Source organism: bacterium (assembly GCA_021372775.1).
Classification (GTDB): domain Bacteria; phylum Acidobacteriota; class Polarisedimenticolia; order J045; family J045; genus JAJFTU01.
Genome location: JAJFTU010000158.1, coordinates 1 through 16,705 on the forward strand (window position 1 = coordinate 1; position 16,705 = coordinate 16,705).

Sequence of the window (16,705 nt, forward strand, 5' to 3'; positions counted from 1 at the left end):
CGACGCGGCGACGATCCGCCGCCGCGCCGAGGAGACGAGCGCGGCGCTGGTCGTGACCACGGCCAAGGACGCCGTCCGCTGGCCGGCCGGCGCGCCCGCCCCGGCGGTGCTGCGCGAGGAGTTCCTCGTCCGCGGCGGCGAGGCGCTCGTGGACCTCGCGCTGCGCCGCTGCGCCGCGGAAGCGGCGGCCGCCGGCCCGCCGAAGTAGCGCCCGGGCGGCGACGCCCCGATCCCCGCGGCCCGCGCGACGAACGACGCGGCCGCTCGAACCGACGCGGCCGCTCGAACCGGCGACGCCGCAGAACCCGGAATTCGCCTCCGCGCGGCGCGGGAGGTCTTGCGCGGCGCGGCCGATGTCCGAAGATAGGCACGCGGCGTTCCTTGCGCCGCGGCGAAGGGAACGATGGCGCAATCCCGCAGCGTCGGCCGCCGGATCGAGGCGGCCGCGGTCCTCTCCACGGCGGCGATCGTGCGGCGGCTGCCGCTCCGCGCGCGGATCGGCTTCGGCGAGGCGGTCGGCTCGCTGCTCCACGCCGTCGATCGCCGGCACCGCGAGCTCGCGCGGACCAACATCGCCTTGTCGCTGGGCGTCGGCGCGGACGAGGCGGCGCGGATCGCGCGGCGCACCTTCCGCTGCCTCGGGCGCGGCTTCGCCGAAACGCTGACGATGTCGTACTACCGCGGCGCGGCGCTGGAGCGCGCCGTCGAGGTCGAGGGGGTCGAACATCTCCGCGCCGCGTACGCGCTCGGCAAGGGGGTCGTCGTCTGCTCCGGGCACATCGGCAACTGGGAGCTGGCCGGCCTGCGGCAGTGCCAGCTCGGCGTGCCGATGGACTACATCTCCCGCCCGCTCGACAACCCTTGGCTCTACGACCGCCTGCTCCAATGGCGCGAGGCGGGAGGCGTCTTCACCCACGCCAAGCACGGCGCCGTGCGCAGCGCGCTCAAGACGCTCAAGGCCGGGCGCACGCTGGCCTTCGTCATCGACCAGAACATGACCAGCCCGCCGCGGATCTTCGTGCCGTTCTTCGGCCGCGCCGCGGCGACGACGCCGACGATGGCCCACCTCTCGCTGCGCACCGGCGCGCCGATCGTCCCCGCCTACACGATTCCGCGGGACGACGGCACCTACCTGCTGCGCTACCTGCCGGCGATCGCGGTTCCCGAGACCGGCGACGAGGACGCCAAGGTCCGCGCGATCACGCTCGAGGCGACGCGCCTGCTCGAGGAGTGGATCCGCGCCTGCCCGCACTCGTGGCTCTGGCTGCACGACCGCTGGAAGACCCGCCCCGGCCCCGGCGAGGAGATCTGATGTCCCGTCCCGCCGTCTTCTTCGACCGCGACGGAACGCTCTGCCGCGAGCAGGGTTACGTCAACCATCCCGACCGTCTGGAGCTGCTGCCGCGCACCGCGGAGGTGATCCGCGCGCTCAACGAGCGGGGCGTGCCGACGGTCCTCGCGACGAACCAGGCCGGCGCGGCGCGCGGCTACTTCCCGCCGCACCTGATCGAGGAGACGCACGAGCGGCTCGCCGAGCTGCTCGCGGCGGAAGGGGCGCGGCTCGACGGGATCTACTACTGCCCGCACCACCCCGAGGCGGGCGGGCCGGGGCTGCGCGCGCGCTGCGGGTGCCGCAAGCCGCGTCCGGGAATGCTCCTCGCCGCGGCGCGCGACCTCGACCTCGATCTGTCGCGGAGCTTCATGGTCGGCGACTCGTTCCGCGACGTCGGCTGCGGCCGCGCGGCGGGGGTCGCGGGGACGGTGCTGCTGCGCACCGGCTACGGGCGCGGCGAGCTGCTGTGGAAGAGCGGAACGGCGACGGTCTGGCCCGACTGGATCGCCGACGACTTGCCGGCGGCGCTGGAGTGGATCCTGCCCCGCCTCGCCTGACGCGTCGCCGCATCGGCGCGGCCGACGCCGCGGGCGACGGAGAGAACGCACGACGCGGCGGCGAGGCCGGCGCGGCGGGCGACGGAGAGAACGCATGACGCGGCGGCGCAACGACGCGGCCGACGCGTCGATCGACGGAGAGAACGCATGACGCGGCGCCCGAGGCGCCCCGCGCCGCCGCGCGACCCGCGGCGGCCGGCGCGCGCCGAACTGCTGGCCTTGGTGGACCGTCTCGCGGACGCGCGCGTGCTCGTCCTCGGCGACGCCGTCCTCGACGAATTCGAGCAAGGGGAGATCGCCCGCGTCTCGCGCGAGGCGCCGGTGCTGATCCTCGACCACCGCCGGACCGACCTCTGCCCCGGCGGCGCGGCGAACACGGCGGCCAACCTCGCCGCGCTCGACGTCCGCGCGGCGATCGCCGGGCGGATCGGCGACGACGCGCAGGGAGAGCGGCTCTCCTCGCTGCTCGCCGCGCTCGGCGTGGACGCGCGCGGCCTCGTCCGCGAGCGCGGCTACGCCACGCCGACCAAGACGCGCATCCTCGCCGGCGGCCCGCACACCCGCAAGCAGCAGATCGTGCGGATGGACCGCGGACGGCGCGGCGTGCCGCTCGGCGAGCGGACGCGCCTGCGGATCGCCGCCGCGGCGCGGCGGGCCCGCGGCCGCGGCGACGCGGTGGTCCTCGCCGACTACGGCTACGGGCTGCTCGACCCCTCGTGGGTCGCCGCGCTCGGCCCCGGCGCGGGGCCGCTGACGCTCGACAGCCGCTTCGCGATCGACCGCTACCGCGGCGTCTCGGCGGCCACGCCGAACCTCGAGGAGGTCGAGCGCGCGGTCGGCCGGCGACTCGACGACGACGACGAGGCGGCGATCGCCGCCGCCGCGCGCGAGCTGCGCCGCAAGCTGCGGGCCGAGGCGCTGCTCTGCACGCGCGGCGCGCGCGGCATGACGCTCGACGCCGCGGGACGCGGCGCGGCGGCGCGGATCCCGGTCTTCGGCTCGGACGAGGTCGCCGACGTCACCGGCGCCGGCGACACGGTGATCGCGGTCTTCACCGCCGCGCGCGCGGCCGGCGCGACGTGGCGCGCCGCGGCCGAGCTGGCGAACGTCGCCGGCGGGCTGGTGGTGATGAAGAGCGGCACCGCGACCCTCTCCCGCGCCGAGCTGCGCGCGGCGCTCGAGGAAGGGTGGGAATGAGCGGGCCGCGGCGCGAGGCGAAAGGCGCGGCGCCGCGCGAAGCGGCGAAGACGCCGGCGCGCGACGCGGACGACGCCGCCCTCCGCGGAACGGAAGACGCGGCGCCGCGCGAGGCGTCCTCGAAGATCCTGCCGCGCGAGGAGCTGGCGCGGCGGCTCGCCGGGGCGGCGAACGTTGCGCTCTGCAACGGCCTCTTCGACGTCGTCCACGTCGGCCACGCCCGCTACCTCGCCGACGCCAAGCGGCGCGCCGGAACGCTCGTCGTGGCGCTCAACGACGACGCGTCGGCGGCGGCGAACAAGGGGCCGTCGCGGCCGCTCGTGCCGCTCGCCGAGCGGCTGGAGGTCGTCGCCTCGTTCCGCGCCGTGGACTACGTCACCTGGTTTCCGGAACGGACGGTCGCGGCGACGCTGGAGCTGCTCCGGCCGCGCTGGCACGCCAAGGGGACCGACTACCGCCCGGAGACGCTCCCGGCGGAGGAGCGGGCGCTCCACGCCCGCCTCGGCGTCGAGCCGCTGATCGTCGGCGACGAGAAGACGCACGCCACCACCGACATCGTCGCCGCCGTCCTCTCGCGCGGCTGAGGCGCCGCCCGCGGTCACTCGGCCGGCGTCGTCCCTTCGGCCGGCACGACGCGGTTGCGCCCCGCCGCCTTCGCGCGGTAGAGCGCGGCGTCGGCGCGGCGCACCAGTTCATCGGCCTCGTGGACCGCGTCGGGGCGCATCGCGGCCACGCCGACGCTGACGCTCACCCGCCCTTCCGGCGCGTCCTCGTGCGGCAGGTCGAGCGCCACGACGGCGTCGAGGAAGCGGCGCGCGACTTCGAGCGCCCCCGCGGCGTCGGTCTCCGGCATGATGCAGACGAACTCCTCGCCGCCGTAGCGGGCGACGAGGTCGTGCGGGCGCTTCGCCGCCCCCGCGAGGGCGCGGGCGACCGCCTTGAGGCATTCGTCGCCGCGGGCGTGGCCGTAGCGGTCGTTGAACCGCTTGAAGTAGTCGACGTCGATCATCGCCAGCGCCAGATGACGATGACCGCGGCGCGCGGCACGCCAGGCGCGCGCCAGTTGGGCGTCGAACCGCCGGCGGTTCGCGACGCCGGTCAGGCCGTCGACGAGCGACTGCGCGAGCAGCAGGTCGCGCGCCCGCTTGAGCGCCAAGTGGTTGCGCACGCGCAGCCGGACGAGCAGCGGGCTGATCGGCGAAGAGATGAAGTCGATCGCCCCGGCCTGCAGCGCGTACGCCTGATCGTCGGGGCCGGCGCCGCGGGCGACGAAGATCACCGGGATGCGCGCGGTCGCCGGATCGCGCGCGAGACGCGAGCAGACCTCGACGCCGTCCATGCCCGGGAGGGCGAGGTCGAGCAGGATCAGGTCCGGCTGCAGCGATTGGGCGATCCGCAGCGCGTCCGGCCCGGCGGCCGCCTCCGCCACGACGTACTCGTCGCGCAGGACCGCGGCGAGGATCTCGCGCGAGGCGGCGTCGGCGTTCGCGACCAACAGCGTCCCGCCGGTCTCCGCTTCGTCCGCGGCCTCGTCGCCCGCGTCGGCGTCGGCGGCCTCGCGGTCCGTCCCGCGGACGCGCGTCGAGACCGAGAGCGGGATCGGCGCCGGCCCCCGCGGCGCGGGCGCCTCGCCGGTCTCCTCCTCCGCCGCCGCGAGCGTCTCCGGCGGCAGCGCGAAGCGGAACGACGTTCCTTCCGCCGCCGACGTCTCGAACCAGACTTCGCCGCCCAAGAGCCGCTCGCCGAGCAGCTTCATCGCGTAGGCGCCGAGGCCGCGTCCCTTCGCGCTCTTGGTGCTGAAGGAGCGCTCGAAGATCCGCTCCGCGATCTCGCGGGGAATCTCCCCTTCGTTCCGCACGGTGAACGTCGGCCGCCCGCCTTCGACGTCGTACGACGCGCGCGCCGTCCCGCCCGGCGGCGTGGCCTCGAGCGCGTTGCGGACCATGTCGAGCAGCACGCGCGCCGCGAGCGTCGGGTCGGTCTGGATCCGCGCGTCCGACGACGCCTCGACGACGAGCGTCCGTCCCTCCGCCTCCGCGCCGAGCGTCGCGACCCGCTCGACGTCCCGCAGCAGGGCCGCCGGATCGACCGGCCGGCGCTCGAGCGCCAGCGTCCCGGCCTCGGCGAGCACGATCGCGTGGTGGCTCATCACCTCCGTCGCCAGCCGCGCCGTCAGCCCGAGCACGCTCTCCGCCGCCGCCTCGCGGGCCGCCGGATCGTCGTCGGTCAGGCGGCGCGCGACCCCCTTGAGGCCGCCGAGCGCGCCGACGAGATGGCGCAGGAAGACGCTCTCCAGCACGTCGCGCCGCTTCGCCGCGCTGATGTCCTGCAGCACGAAGGCGAGCAGCCGCTGGCCGGCGATCTCGATCGGCGTGCAGCGGACGCGGAACTCGGCCGCGCCGCGGACGCCGCCGCGGTCGATCGTCATCCGGCACTCGCCGCCCGCGGCGGCGTGGTCGAGTTGCGCGGAGAGGATCGTCAGCACCGCGCCGCAGTGCGCGCAGGCCTTGCTGGTGCCGCAGCCGCCGGGCCCTTCCGCCGCGTGGACGCAGCAGAAGACCTCGCCGGGGCGCAGCCCCTCGAGCCGCCGCTGGTCGTTCGCCTCGAGCGCCAGCAGCACTTCGGTGTTCGCGGCGACGACCTGCCGCCGCTCGTTGAGGAGCAGCACGTAGCCGGAGAAGGCGTCGAGCAGCGCCCGCGTCACCGGATTCTCGAGGCAGAAGCGGGCCGCCCTCCGCACGTCCTCCTCGCGGGCCCGTTCCGCCGGCGCGAAGAACGTCGTCGAAGGAGCCGTCCCCCCGCCCATCGCCTGCTCGTCGTCGCCGATCATCATCGAAGCGCCCCTCGCCGCGACTCTATGACAATTTCCTCTCCGCGGTCCACCGCCGATTTCCCGCCTTGGCCCCCGTCGCCCGCGCCCCGGTCGTCCCCGAACCCCCTCGAACCACCGCCCGCGCCGACGCCGTCGCCGTGCGCAAGCGACGCCGGGGCTTTGCGCAGCGAAATGAGGTCGGCCGTCAGGGGGCCGGCGGACCCCTCGGTTAAGGCGGTCCGCCGGCCCCCTGACGGCCGACCGGACGCGCCGCCGGACGCGCGGGCCTTGCCCCTCGAAGAGGCGAACGCCGGCCGCCCGTACGGATTTTCGGTTTAGGCGTTCACCAGCCGCCCCGTCCGCACGGACGACACCAACCCGAACGCGAGGAAGGTCGCCACGACCGACGACCCGCCGTACGACACCAGCGGCAACGGCACGCCGATCGTCGGCACCACCCCCGTCACCATCCCCGTGTTGATGAAAATTTGCCCCGCCCACAACACGACGACGCCGGTGGCGATCAACGTCCCCAAGTAGTCCTGCGACGTCGCGGCCGTGTCCACCGCCCTCATCAACAACGCCAGCAGCAGACCGAGCGTGACCAACACGCCGACGAAGCCGGTCTCCTCGGCGATCACCGCGAGAATGAAGTCGGTCTCGCGCGCCGGCAGGAACTCGAGCCGCGACTGGCTCCCTTGGAACAGCCCCTTCCCGACGACCTCCCCCGAGCCGACGGCGATGCGGGACTGGATCGTCTGGTAGCCGGTCTTCATCGGATCGCGGTCCGGCTCGAAGACGGTGATGATCCGCTCCTTCTGGTACGGCTTGAGGACCATGAACCAGCCGATCGGCGCGAGCAGCGCGGCGACGACGGCCAGCGTGACGAGGACCTTCGGCCGCAGCCCGGCGACCCACGCCAGCCCCAGGAAGAGCGGCACGTACGTCACCGCCGTCCCCATGTCCGGCTGCAGCAGCAGCAACCCCATCGGCGCGACGATGAACGCCGCGAGATAGGCGAGGTGCCGGAAGTCGAGCCGGTGCGGCGAGCGCGAGAGGAACGACGCGGCCGCCAGAACCGTCAACGTCTTCATCGGCTCCGACGGCTGGAAGCGGAACGGCCCGCCGAGCGAGAACCACGAGCGGGAGTTGGCGATCGGGTGGGTGAAGAGGACCAGCACGAGCAGCGCCATCCCCACGCCGTAGAGGATGAACGCCAGATCGGACCAGTCGTGGTAGTCCACCTTCGAGACGACGAAGTAGACGACCCAGCCGACGAGCATGAAGATCAGTTGCCGCCCGCCCGATCCGCTCCAGAACGAGAGCTCCTTGCTCTGCGTCGCGCTGTGCACGAAGACCACGCTGATCGTCGAGAGGGCGAGCAGCAGCAGGACCGTCGCGCGGTCGGCCTTATCGAGGATCCACTGGATCATTGGGAACCTGAGTCGGCCCGTTGGGGTCGGGGACGGTGGTTTCTTCGTCGTTGCCCGAGCTCTCGCCTTCGTTTTCCGGCGCGGCGGCGGGCGGCGCGGGCGGCTGCGCCTGCAGCGTTCCCTGCAGCTCGGCCTCGCGCGCCTCGCGGCGGTACTCGGGCTCCGTTCCGTTGCGCAGCGCTTCCTTCCGTTCAAGGTACCGCTTGACGACGATGCCGGCGATCGGCGCCGCGGTCGCGCCGCCGTGTCCGCCGCGCTCGACGATGATCCCCCAGGCCAGCTCCGGCTTGCCGACCGGGCCGAACCCCATGAACCAGGCGTTGTCCTTCTGCTGCTCTTCCGCCTCGCGGGAGATCGTCTGCGCCGTGCCGGTCTTCCCCGCCATCTGGTAGCCGGGGACGCGGGCCTTCGACGCCGTGCCGCGCGCCGACTCGACGACGTTCAGCATCCCTTCGGTGATCACGTGCAGCGTCTCGGCCGACAGCCCGACGGCGCGCGGCTCCGGCGCGTCGCCCGGACGGTCCACCATGTGCGGGAAGACGCGGTAGCCGCCGTTGGCGATCGCCGCGGCGACGATCGCGTTCTGGATCGGCGAGACCTGCACCAGCCCCTGCCCGATCCCCATCGAGATCACCTCGCCGGGGTAGACCGGCTGCTTCCGCACCTTGCGCGACCACGCGTCGTTGGCGACGAGGCCCAGCGCCTCGTGGTCGAAGCGCAGCCCCGACTTCTCGCCGATGCCGAAGGCGTGGGCCCACTTGGAGATCTTCTCCGCGCCGAGGCGCCGCCCCATCGTGTAGAAGAACACGTTGCACGACTGGGTGATCGCCTCCTGGACGCCGATCGCGCCGTGCCCGCCCTTGCGCCAGCAGTTGAAGACGCGCCCGTAGAAGGTCGCCGCGCCGCCGCAGCCGACGGTCTCCCCGGGCGAGGTGGCGTGCTCCTCGAGCGCCGCCGCGGCCATCACGACTTTGAAGGTCGAGCCGGGGTTGTAGGCGCTGCTGACGACGCGGTTGAGCAGCGGCTTGTCCGGGTCGTTGACCAACGACGACCAGACCGCCGGCGAGAGCCGCCCGCCGAAGACGTTCGGCTCGAACGACGGCGCCGAGTAGAGAGCGCGCACGCCGCCGGTGTACGGCTCGATGAACACCGCCCCGCCGACGCTGTCGCCGAACGCCTCGACGAGGTCCTTCTGCATCTCCGCGTCGAGCGTCGTGATCAGCGCGCGGCCGTTCTTCGGCGGCCGCTGGATCGCCACGACGCCGAGCGGGCGGCCCGAGGCGTTGACCTCCTCGAGCGCGATCCCGGCCACGCCGCGCAGCTCCGCGTCGTAGGCCCGCTCCGCGCCGGTGCGGCCGACGCGGTCGCCGAGGACCAGGTCGTGCCGCGCCGAGAGGTCGTCCTCGTTCGCCTCGGAGACGAAGCCGAGCGCGTGCGCCGCCGCCTTCGCCAGCGGGTACTGGCGCTTGCTCGTCATCTCGACGTCGATCGAGGGCAGGTCGAAGCGGTTGGCCTCGATCCGCGAGGCGGTCTCGAGGTCCACGTCGTTCAGCAGCAGGATCGGATCGAAGCGGGCCTGGATGCGCCGCGCCTTCTGGTAGATCCGGACGAGGTCCTCTTCCGGCTCGCCGATCGTCCGCGCGAGCAGCCGCGTCTCGCGCTCGCCGTTCTTCGTCCGCTCCGGCGCCAGCCAGACGGCGAAGCCGGCGTGGTTCGTCACCATCACCACGCCGTGCTGGTCCACGAGCGGCCCGCGCAGGGCGCGCTCGATCCGCCGGTGCAGCCGGTTCTCTTCCGCCAGACGGTGGTATTCCGGCCCCTTCACGATCTGCAGGTACCAGAAGACCGCCCAGAGCAGCACGAACCCGACCGGGACGAGCATCCGCACCGCGGCGAGGCGCCGCGAGCGCATCCGCCGCCTTTGGTACTCGAGGAAGGTCGGCTGCTGGCGGAAGTCCTGGGTCACGACAGGCTCCCGCGCCGCGCCGCGAGTTTGAAGAAGAGCAGCCCGAGCGCGGTGTTGATCGCCACCGCCGCCAGCCAGACCAGCGGCCCGGGGATCGCCCCGGCCGAGCGGTTGAACAGCAGGGCGAGCGAGAGCTGGATCGCCCAGTCGGCGAGCGCCGCGGCGAGCATCGCCAGCATCGCCGGCAGCGCGTAGAGCATGTCCACCTTCGCCGCGGCGAACGAGAGGGCGAAGGCGATCGTCATCTGGCTGAAGGCGTGCAGCCCCAGCCACTGGCCGAAGAGCGCGTCGTCGAGCAGGCCGCAGACCAGCCCGGTCAGGAGCGCCGGCCAGCGCTTGCCGCCGAGCGCGCCGAAGACGGAGACGACGAGCAGCGGGTCGGCGAACGGCGCGATCGGCGGGACCATCGCCACCAGCGCCTTGAGGAAGACGGCGAGCACGCCGAGCAGCAACAGCTTCCAGATCTTCATCGCGCCGTCTCCGTCGCCGTCGGCGCGGCCGGCGCGGGCTTCGGCGTCGGCGGACGGCGGTTGGGCGGCACGAGGAGGACCTCTTCGAGGCTCCCCATGTCGGCCGCCGGCTCGACCGCGATCCGCCAGGTGAGCGGCGAGTCGGCCCACATGTCGCGCACGTAGCCGACGAGCAGCCCCGCCGGGAAGACGCCGTCGAGCCCCGAGGTGACGACGACGTCGCCGACGGCGACCGCCTGGTCGCGCGGCACGTACTCGAGGCGCGTGGCGATCATCGGCCCGCGCCCGCCGCCGCGCAGGATGCCGGCGAAGCGGTCCTGCTGGTGGCGCACGCCGACGCCGCTGTCCGGATCGACGATCAGCACGATCTCGGCCGAGTCCGACTGCACGTCGCGGACCTGCCCGACGAGCGCGCCGCGGCTCACCGCGACCCAGCCCCGCCCGACGCCCGCGCCGTAGCCCTTGTCCACCAGCACGGCGCGCCGCAGCGGCCCCGACGACAGGTCGGCGACGACGCGGCCGACGACGCCGCGCTCGTAGGCGACGTCCTCCTTCAGAGAGAGCAGTTCGCGCAGCCGCCGGTTCTCGCGCCAGACTTCCTCGAAGCGGGCGCGGTCGGTCTCGAGCTTGTTGACCTTGGCGAGCAGTTGCTCGCGCTCCCCCTTCGCGCCGACGGCGTAGAGGTAGTTCTCCCAGATCCGCTGCAGGCCGCCGGCGACGCCGAGCACTCCCTGCCACGCGCGGCCGGTCGTGCCGCGGTAGGAGTGGGTGACGGCCTCGGCGCTCTCCATCCGCTGCGCTTGGGCGCCCATCAGCGCCAGAAGAAGCACGGCGACGATCGCGTAGACCAGCGTGGCGAGGCGTTCGCTCATCGGATGCCAGCCCGCGGCGCGCCCCCGCCCTTGGGGGCGGGCGGCGCCGCGCGTCCCGGCGCTCCTCGCGGCGCGCCGGGGTTAGTCAGTCGATGCAGACCTTCCGCAGCAGCTCGAAGTCGGTCAGCATGCGGCCGATCCCGAGCGCCACCGCGGCCTGCGGCTCCTCCGCGAGGCTGACCGGCAGGCCGGTCTCCTCGCGCAGCCGCTTGTCGAGGTTCCGCAGCAGCGAGCCGCCGCCGGCGAGGATGATCCCGCGGTCGCCGATGTCCGCCGAGAGCTCCGGCGGAATCTGCTCCAGCGCGATGCGCGTCGCGTCCACGATCACCGAGACCGTCTCGGCCAGCGCCTCGCGGATCTCCTCGTCGGTCACGGTCAGCGTCTTGGGGATCCCCTCCACGAGGTCGCGGCCGCGCAGCTCCATCGACAGCTCCTCGTCCAAGGGGAAGGCCGACCCGACCTTGATCTTCACTTCCTCGGCGGTGCGGTCGCCGATCAGCAGATTGTGCTTGCGCTTGATGTACTGGATGATCGCCTCGTCCATCTCGTTCCCCGCGACCCGCACGGAGCGCGAGTAGACGATGCCGGCCATCGAGATCACCGCGATGTCGGTCGTGCCGCCGCCGATGTCGATGATCATGTTGCCGGTCGGCTCGGTGATCGGCAGGCCCGCGCCGATCGCGGCCATCATCGCCTGCTCGACGAGATAGACCTCGGTGGCCTTGGCCTTGTAGGCCGAGTCCTTCACCGCGCGCTTCTCGACCTGCGTGATCTCGGACGGCACGCCGATCACGATCCGCGGCCGCACGCCGACCTTGCGGTTGTGGGCGGAGCGGATGAAGTGCTCGAGCATCCGCTCGGTGTGCTCGAAGTCGGCGATGACGCCGTCCTTCATCGGGCGGATGGCGAGGATGTTCCCCGGCGTCCGGCCGAGCATCTCCTTCGCCGCGCGTCCGACCGCCTCGACCTTTCCGGTCTTCTGGTTGACGGCGACGATCGAGGGTTCGTTGACGACGATCCCCTGCCCCCGCGCGAAGACGATGGTCGTCGCCGTGCCGAGGTCGATGGCCAGATCATTGGAGAACAGCGAAAGCAGGGAACGCGGCCAGAAAGCCACAGGTGAATCCTCCGCGACGCCTCCGCGGCGTTGAGCGGAGGCGGAAGCGCCAAGTCGGCCTCGGGGCGAGCGGGACGAAGCGGAAGGGGCGACACGGAGGACGCCTCCCCGTCGAGCCGGGGCGCAGGCGGCAAATCCTAGCGGAGGAACAGTTTCGCGACAACCCGCGGCCCCGTCCGGGGCCGGCGGCCGCGCGGCGCGTCAGCCGCGCGGGTCGGCCAACCGCACCCCGTTCTTGCCGCCGTACTTCACCACGTACATCGCGCCGTCCGCCGCCGCGAGCAGCTCCTCCGGCGTCTCGCCGTGCCCCGGGCAGGCGGCCACGCCGATGCTCACCGTCAGCCGCACGTCGAGCCCCAAGGACGCCAGCCAGCGCCGCTCGGCGATCGCCGCGCGGATCCGCTCGGCGATGACCAGGGCGCCGGCCGCGTCGGTGTCGGCGAGGACGATCGCGTACTCGTCCCCGCCCCAGCGGGCGACGACGTCGAGATCCCGCACGCTCTCCCGCAGCAGCTCGCCGACCTCGACCAAGGTCCGCGACCCGGCCATGTGGCCGTGGTGGTCGTTGACCAGCTTGAAGCCGTCGAGGTCGAGGAAGAGCAGCGCCACCGGCCGGCCGAAGCGGCGGGCCCGCTTCGTCTCCCGCTTGAGGTAGTTCTCCATGAAGCGGGCGTTGTAGAGGCGCGTCAGGTCGTCGGTGACCGTCCGCTCCTCCAGCCGCTTGAAGAGCAGCGCGTTGTCGAGCGCGATCGCCGCGGGCTCCATCAGCGTCGCCGCGAGCCCGAGGTCGTCCGGCCCGAAGACGACGCCGGCCGGCGCCGCCAGCTCGGCGATCCCGATCGTCCGCCCGCGGGAGACGAGCGGCAGCGCGATCAGCCCCCCCGCCGGCGGCTCGGGCCACTCCCCGGTCCGGTCGAGGCGCGGATCGGCCGCCGCCTCGTCGATCAGCAGCGGCTGCCGCAGGCGGGCCACCCACCCGGCGACGCCGGCGGCCAGCGGGAGCTCGCCCGAGGGGGCGGCCCCCTTGCCGGTCTCGTTGCGGGCGTCGAGCCGCATCAGCCCCGCGGCCTCGTCGATCCGGTAGAGACGCCACGCCTCCGCGCCGATCAGGGCCGCCGCGCGCTCCATGATGAAGCGCGAGACCATCTCCGGATCGAGCAGCGAACCGGCCGCCTGCACGGTGTCCGAGAGCACGGCGAGACGCCGTTCCAGCGCCTCGGCCCGCGCCTCGGCCCGCAGCAGCTCCGCCTCGAGCGCGGCGCGGTCCTCGCCCGCCAGCGGGGCGTCGTCCTCGGGTTCAAAGGGCATCGACGTAGGCCGTCCCCATCTTGCGGGTCTCGTTTCCCGCGGCGTCCTGGGCGACGAAGTGGATCAGGTTCTTGCCGTCCTGGTGCAGCTTGACGACCCACGTGAAGCGGCCGTCCTCGCCGACGTCCACCCGCTCCCCTTCGACCCACAGCACCGCCCCGGGCTCGGTGCGGCCGCTGACGATGGCGTTCGTGCCGACGACCATGATCTCGACGATCTGCAGCTCCGGCGGCGTGCGGTCGGCGGAGTCCTTGAACCCCTCGTTGACCACGCGGAAGCGGCGGGTCTCCGACCAGCGCCCGCCGTGGGACCGCTCGTCCACCGCCGAGACGCGCCAGAAGTAGCTGCCGGGATCGAGACGGGTCAGCCGCAGCTCGGGGGCGCCGACCCGCCGGTCGGCGGCGTCGTCCTCGGCGACGAGCGGGCGGTCGGCGAACTGCACCAAGTAGCCGCGCGCCTGCGGCACCGGCGTCCAGCGCAGGGCCACGACCGACTGGCCCGGCAGGACGAACGTCTCCTGGTCGGCCGGCGACGAGAGGCGCGGCTGCTCGAGCAGGGCCGAGCGCTCGACGATCCCGCCCGGCGCCACCGTCGCCCGGGTGCTCTCCTCGAGGGTCGTCTCCCGGCCCGCGGCGGCGACGACGACCGCCCCGCGGGAGGCGACGACCTCCGACCGCTTCGTGTCCTTGTCGTGGCGGACGCGGAACTCGCTCGCCTTGTCGGCGCGGACCGCCGCCGACTCCGTCGCGACCTCGTGGACCGTGTCGTACCCCGCGACGTCCTGCGTCTGCGCGGAGACCTGGCCGAACGCCAGCCGCTCCGACACGCGCTGCGTGCGGCGCGCCGGGTCGCGGACCATCTCGTGGACCTCGATCAGCGTGCCCGGGCTGACGGCGACCATCGAGCCGTCGAAGTAGACCAGCTGCGCCGACCCGCCGTTCCCGGTCCGCACCTGGTCGCCGGGGCGCAGTTCGTCGCGCTCGGAGGCGTTCTCCCAGAGGAACTGCCCGGCCCGCTTGACCCGGACCTCGCCGTCCACCCGGGCGAGGCGGACGCCGGAGTCGGACCGGTGGCCGCCGAGGACCGCCCGCGCCCGCCGCTCGGCGTCGCCGGCCTTGTCCACCGCCGGCGCGTAGCTCCGCGCGGCGAGGTCGGCCCGCGCCTCTTCGAGCGCCCGCTGGGCGGCGACGACGTCCTCCGACGTCGGGGCGGCGGTGGCCGCGTCCTGCACGACGAGCGCCGCGGCGGCGACGGCCCGCCCGGCCTGCTCCTCGGTCACCCCGGCGTGGGCGGCGCGCCACCAGATCGTCCCCGCCGCCGCGACGACGACGAGGAGGACGGCGAGCAGGATCGTCCGATAGCGGATGTAGATCCACTCGACCGCCAGTTTCGAACGGCGCCGCCCCTGGGCGGTGTCCACGGCCATACCTCCAGCCCCCCGTCGGCCGGCCGCGTCCCGCGCGGCCGCCGCGCCCACAAGTCTAATCTGCGCCGGACCCGCGCGGGCGCCAATCACCTTGGAGTTGTTGAACTTGCCGCAGATTGGCGATTCCGCTAGTCTGCGCACCGTCGCCGCCGCTGTCCGGCGGGGAGGGGTCTTTCCGTGCTCAACTGGATTCGGGACACGCTGAAGTATTCCAAGTGGATCCTGATGCTGATCATCGCGTCGTTCATCCTCTTCTACGGCGTCAGCTGGTGGGACCGCGGCGGCAAGGGCGGCGACGCCAACTGGGTCGCCAGGGTCGACGGCCAGAACATCGACCCGACGGCGTGGCAGGTCACCTCGCACCAGCTCGAGGAGCGGTACCGGCAGCAGTTCGGCAACATGTACGACCAGGTCCGCAAGAGCATCAACGTGGGCCGGCTCGCCGCCGAGAAGCTGATCCAGGAGAGCCTGATCGTCCGCGACGCGAAGCGGCTCGGCCTGTCCGTGTCCGACGACGCGGTCGCCGCGAGCATCACGTCGATGCCGGGCCTGCAGCAGAACGGCCAGTTCATCGGCGCCGCGGCCTACCAGAAGCTGGTCCGCGCGGGGGCCTTCGGCCCGTTCCGCTCGGCGCGCGAGTTCGAGAACGCCGTGCGCCAGGACATGCTGATCGCGCAGTGGCGCGGCGTCGTCGCCGCGTCGGCGACCGTCTCCAAGGACGACGTCGCGCGCGAGTTCCGGCGCCGCCACGAGCGCACGACCTTCGAGTACCTCGCCCTGCCGCTCGACAAGTACGCCGCCTCCGTCGCCCCGAGCGACGCCGACCTGCAGGCGTGGTTCAACGCGCACCCCGAGCGCTTCGGCGCGGGCGAAGCGCGCAAGCTGGCCTACGTGCTGTTCGACGAAGGGGTCGTCGGCGCGCGGGCCGCGGTCAAGGACAGCGAGATCCAAGACTACTACAACGCCAACGCCGAGCAGTTCAATCGCCCGGAGCTGCGCCGCGCCCGCCACATCCTCGTGAAGGTCGCGCCGGACGCCGACGCCGCGGCGGTCGAGGCGGCGCGGAAGAAGGCGCAGAGCCTGGCCGACCAGGCCCGCGCCGGCGCCGACTTCGCGAAGCTCGCCGAGAAGAACAGCGACGACCCCGGCTCGAAGGAGAAGGGCGGCGACCTCGGCCTCTTCAAGAAGGGGTCGATGGTCCCCGAGTTCGACGACGTCGTCTTCTCGCAGCGCGTCGGCGTGGTCTCCGACCCGGTCAAGACGCAGTTCGGCTTCCACGTGATCAAGGTCGAGGAGATCCAGCCCGGCGGCGAGATCCCGCTCGCCGCGGTCAAGGACCAGATCCGCGCCCAGCTCCGCGCCCCGCGCGTCCGCGAGGTGGCGATGACGCTGGCCCAGGAGTTCCGCAAGAAGGCCACCGACGAGTCCTCGTTCCGCGCCGCCGCCGCCGCCGCCAAGGTCGCGGTGCAGGACGCGGGCGCGGTCCTCGCCGGCGACCCGATGCCGTTCGGCCCCGCGCCGGAGTTGGTCGCCGAAGCGTTCGCGCTCAAGAAGGGCGACGTGACCGGCGTGGACGAGACGCAGCAGGGCGCGGTCGTCGCCGTCGTGCTCGACGTCGTGAAGGACTACAAGCCGACCTTCGCCTCGCGCCGCGCGCAGGTGGACGCCCTCTACCGCCGCGAGCGGGCCGGCGAACTCGCCAAGGCCGAGCTCTCCGCCGCGGTCTCCCGCGCCGGCGGCGATCTCGAGAAGGCCGCCAAGGAGCTGAAGCTCGAGGTCAAGAAGACGGAGCCGGCGTTCGCGCGCGGCACGTCCCTCCCCGGCGTCGGCGGCGGTTCGGCCATCGACGCGGCGGTCTTCAACGCCCCGGTCGGCTCGGTCTCCCAGGCCGCGGCCGGCGACGGCGGCGCGATCATCGCCAAGATCCAGGCCCGCTCGCAGGCCGACATGTCCCAGCTCCCCGCGGAGGAAGGGTTCATCCGCGAGGCGCTGCAGCGTCCGCTCGGGCAGCAGGTGATCGCCAAGCGGATCGAGGAGCTGCGGCGGGCGGCGAAGATCGAGCTGAACACCACGCTCTTCCAGCGCAGCTAGACTTCCCGAACAACCCGCGGCGCCTCCGCGCCGAGAACGCCCCCGCCCCGCGCGGGGGCGTTTTTTTCACGGTGACGCCGAGACTGTTGCACGGGCACGGAGCGGAAGAGCCGTTGCCGTCCG

At 73.3% G+C, this 16,705-nt stretch carries 14 protein-coding genes; 6 read left to right on the forward strand and 8 right to left on the reverse strand.

The features are described 5' to 3' along the window. From LLG88_05215 to LLG88_05235, 5 genes are all read left to right on the forward strand, one after another. The coding region (locus tag LLG88_05215) for a hypothetical protein (protein MCE5246307.1) at positions 1–208 on the forward strand (208 nt) is incomplete at its 5' end. Between the two features lie 195 nt (positions 209–403). After that, the gene (locus LLG88_05220; GenBank protein ID MCE5246308.1) at positions 404–1,312 is read left to right on the forward strand and encodes a lysophospholipid acyltransferase family protein; all 909 of its coding nucleotides are present in this window, start codon (positions 404–406) and stop codon (positions 1,310–1,312) included. Then, entirely contained in the window at positions 1,312–1,890 is a 579-nt protein-coding gene (locus LLG88_05225; protein MCE5246309.1) for an HAD-IIIA family hydrolase, read from the forward strand. The genes LLG88_05220 and LLG88_05225 overlap by 1 nt, the downstream gene beginning before the upstream one ends. Positions 1,891–2,037: 147 nt before the next feature. Next, positions 2,038–3,087, forward strand: a complete 1,050-nt coding sequence (locus LLG88_05230; protein MCE5246310.1) for a PfkB family carbohydrate kinase — start codon at positions 2,038–2,040, stop codon at positions 3,085–3,087. Beyond that, positions 3,084–3,671 carry an adenylyltransferase/cytidyltransferase family protein gene (locus tag LLG88_05235; GenBank protein MCE5246311.1) on the forward strand — a complete coding sequence of 196 codons (588 nt, stop codon included), beginning with the start codon at positions 3,084–3,086 and terminating at the stop codon, positions 3,669–3,671. Before LLG88_05230 ends, LLG88_05235 begins: the two co-directional genes overlap by 4 nt. Before the next feature lie 14 nt (positions 3,672–3,685). Here LLG88_05235 and LLG88_05240 read toward each other — a convergent pair whose 3' ends face one another. From LLG88_05240 to LLG88_05275, 8 genes are all read right to left on the reverse strand, one after another. Next, positions 3,686–5,920, reverse strand: a complete 2,235-nt coding sequence (locus tag LLG88_05240) for a diguanylate cyclase (protein ID MCE5246312.1) — start codon at positions 5,918–5,920, stop codon at positions 3,686–3,688. Between the two features lie 314 nt (positions 5,921–6,234). Continuing rightward, the gene (gene rodA / locus LLG88_05245) at positions 6,235–7,332 is read right to left on the reverse strand and encodes a rod shape-determining protein RodA (GenBank protein MCE5246313.1); all 1,098 of its coding nucleotides are present in this window, start codon (positions 7,330–7,332) and stop codon (positions 6,235–6,237) included. Then, a complete protein-coding gene (mrdA, locus tag LLG88_05250) occupies positions 7,310–9,298 on the reverse strand; it encodes a penicillin-binding protein 2 (protein ID MCE5246314.1) in 1,989 nt (662 codons plus the stop codon). The genes rodA and mrdA overlap by 23 nt, the downstream gene beginning before the upstream one ends. After that, a complete protein-coding gene (gene mreD, locus LLG88_05255) occupies positions 9,295–9,768 on the reverse strand; it encodes a rod shape-determining protein MreD (protein MCE5246315.1) in 474 nt (157 codons plus the stop codon). The genes mrdA and mreD overlap by 4 nt, the downstream gene beginning before the upstream one ends. After that, a complete protein-coding gene (gene mreC, locus LLG88_05260) occupies positions 9,765–10,640 on the reverse strand; it encodes a rod shape-determining protein MreC (protein MCE5246316.1) in 876 nt (291 codons plus the stop codon). The genes mreD and mreC overlap by 4 nt, the downstream gene beginning before the upstream one ends. Before the next feature lie 85 nt (positions 10,641–10,725). Next, the gene (locus LLG88_05265; protein ID MCE5246317.1) at positions 10,726–11,736 is read right to left on the reverse strand and encodes a rod shape-determining protein; all 1,011 of its coding nucleotides are present in this window, start codon (positions 11,734–11,736) and stop codon (positions 10,726–10,728) included. A gap of 222 nt (positions 11,737–11,958) precedes the next feature. After that, on the reverse strand, positions 11,959–13,065 hold the full coding sequence (locus LLG88_05270) for a sensor domain-containing diguanylate cyclase (GenBank protein MCE5246318.1): 1,107 nt from the start codon (positions 13,063–13,065) through the stop codon (positions 11,959–11,961). After that, positions 13,055–14,485, reverse strand: a complete 1,431-nt coding sequence (locus LLG88_05275) for a FecR domain-containing protein (GenBank protein ID MCE5246319.1) — start codon at positions 14,483–14,485, stop codon at positions 13,055–13,057. The genes LLG88_05270 and LLG88_05275 overlap by 11 nt, the downstream gene beginning before the upstream one ends. Positions 14,486–14,668: 183 nt before the next feature. Here LLG88_05275 and LLG88_05280 point away from each other — a divergent pair, with 183 nt between their 5' ends. Beyond that, a complete protein-coding gene (locus tag LLG88_05280; protein ID MCE5246320.1) occupies positions 14,669–16,582 on the forward strand; it encodes a peptidyl-prolyl cis-trans isomerase in 1,914 nt (637 codons plus the stop codon). The last annotated feature ends 123 nt before the right edge of the window (positions 16,583–16,705 follow it).

Coding starts and splice junctions, on each gene's coding strand:
- LLG88_05225 (MCE5246309.1), top strand. CDS start 1,312: ATGTCCCGTCCCGCCGTCTTCTTCGACCGCGACGGAACGCTCTGCCGC.
- LLG88_05240 (MCE5246312.1), bottom strand. CDS start 5,920: ATGATGATCGGCGACGACGAGCAGGCGATGGGCGGGGGGACGGCTCCT.
- LLG88_05230 (MCE5246310.1), top strand. CDS start 2,038: ATGACGCGGCGCCCGAGGCGCCCCGCGCCGCCGCGCGACCCGCGGCGG.
- mreC (MCE5246316.1), bottom strand. CDS start 10,640: ATGAGCGAACGCCTCGCCACGCTGGTCTACGCGATCGTCGCCGTGCTT.
- LLG88_05235 (MCE5246311.1), top strand. CDS start 3,084: ATGAGCGGGCCGCGGCGCGAGGCGAAAGGCGCGGCGCCGCGCGAAGCG.
- LLG88_05270 (MCE5246318.1), bottom strand. CDS start 13,065: ATGCCCTTTGAACCCGAGGACGACGCCCCGCTGGCGGGCGAGGACCGC.
- rodA (MCE5246313.1), bottom strand. CDS start 7,332: ATGATCCAGTGGATCCTCGATAAGGCCGACCGCGCGACGGTCCTGCTG.
- mreD (MCE5246315.1), bottom strand. CDS start 9,768: ATGAAGATCTGGAAGCTGTTGCTGCTCGGCGTGCTCGCCGTCTTCCTC.
- LLG88_05220 (MCE5246308.1), top strand. CDS start 404: ATGGCGCAATCCCGCAGCGTCGGCCGCCGGATCGAGGCGGCCGCGGTC.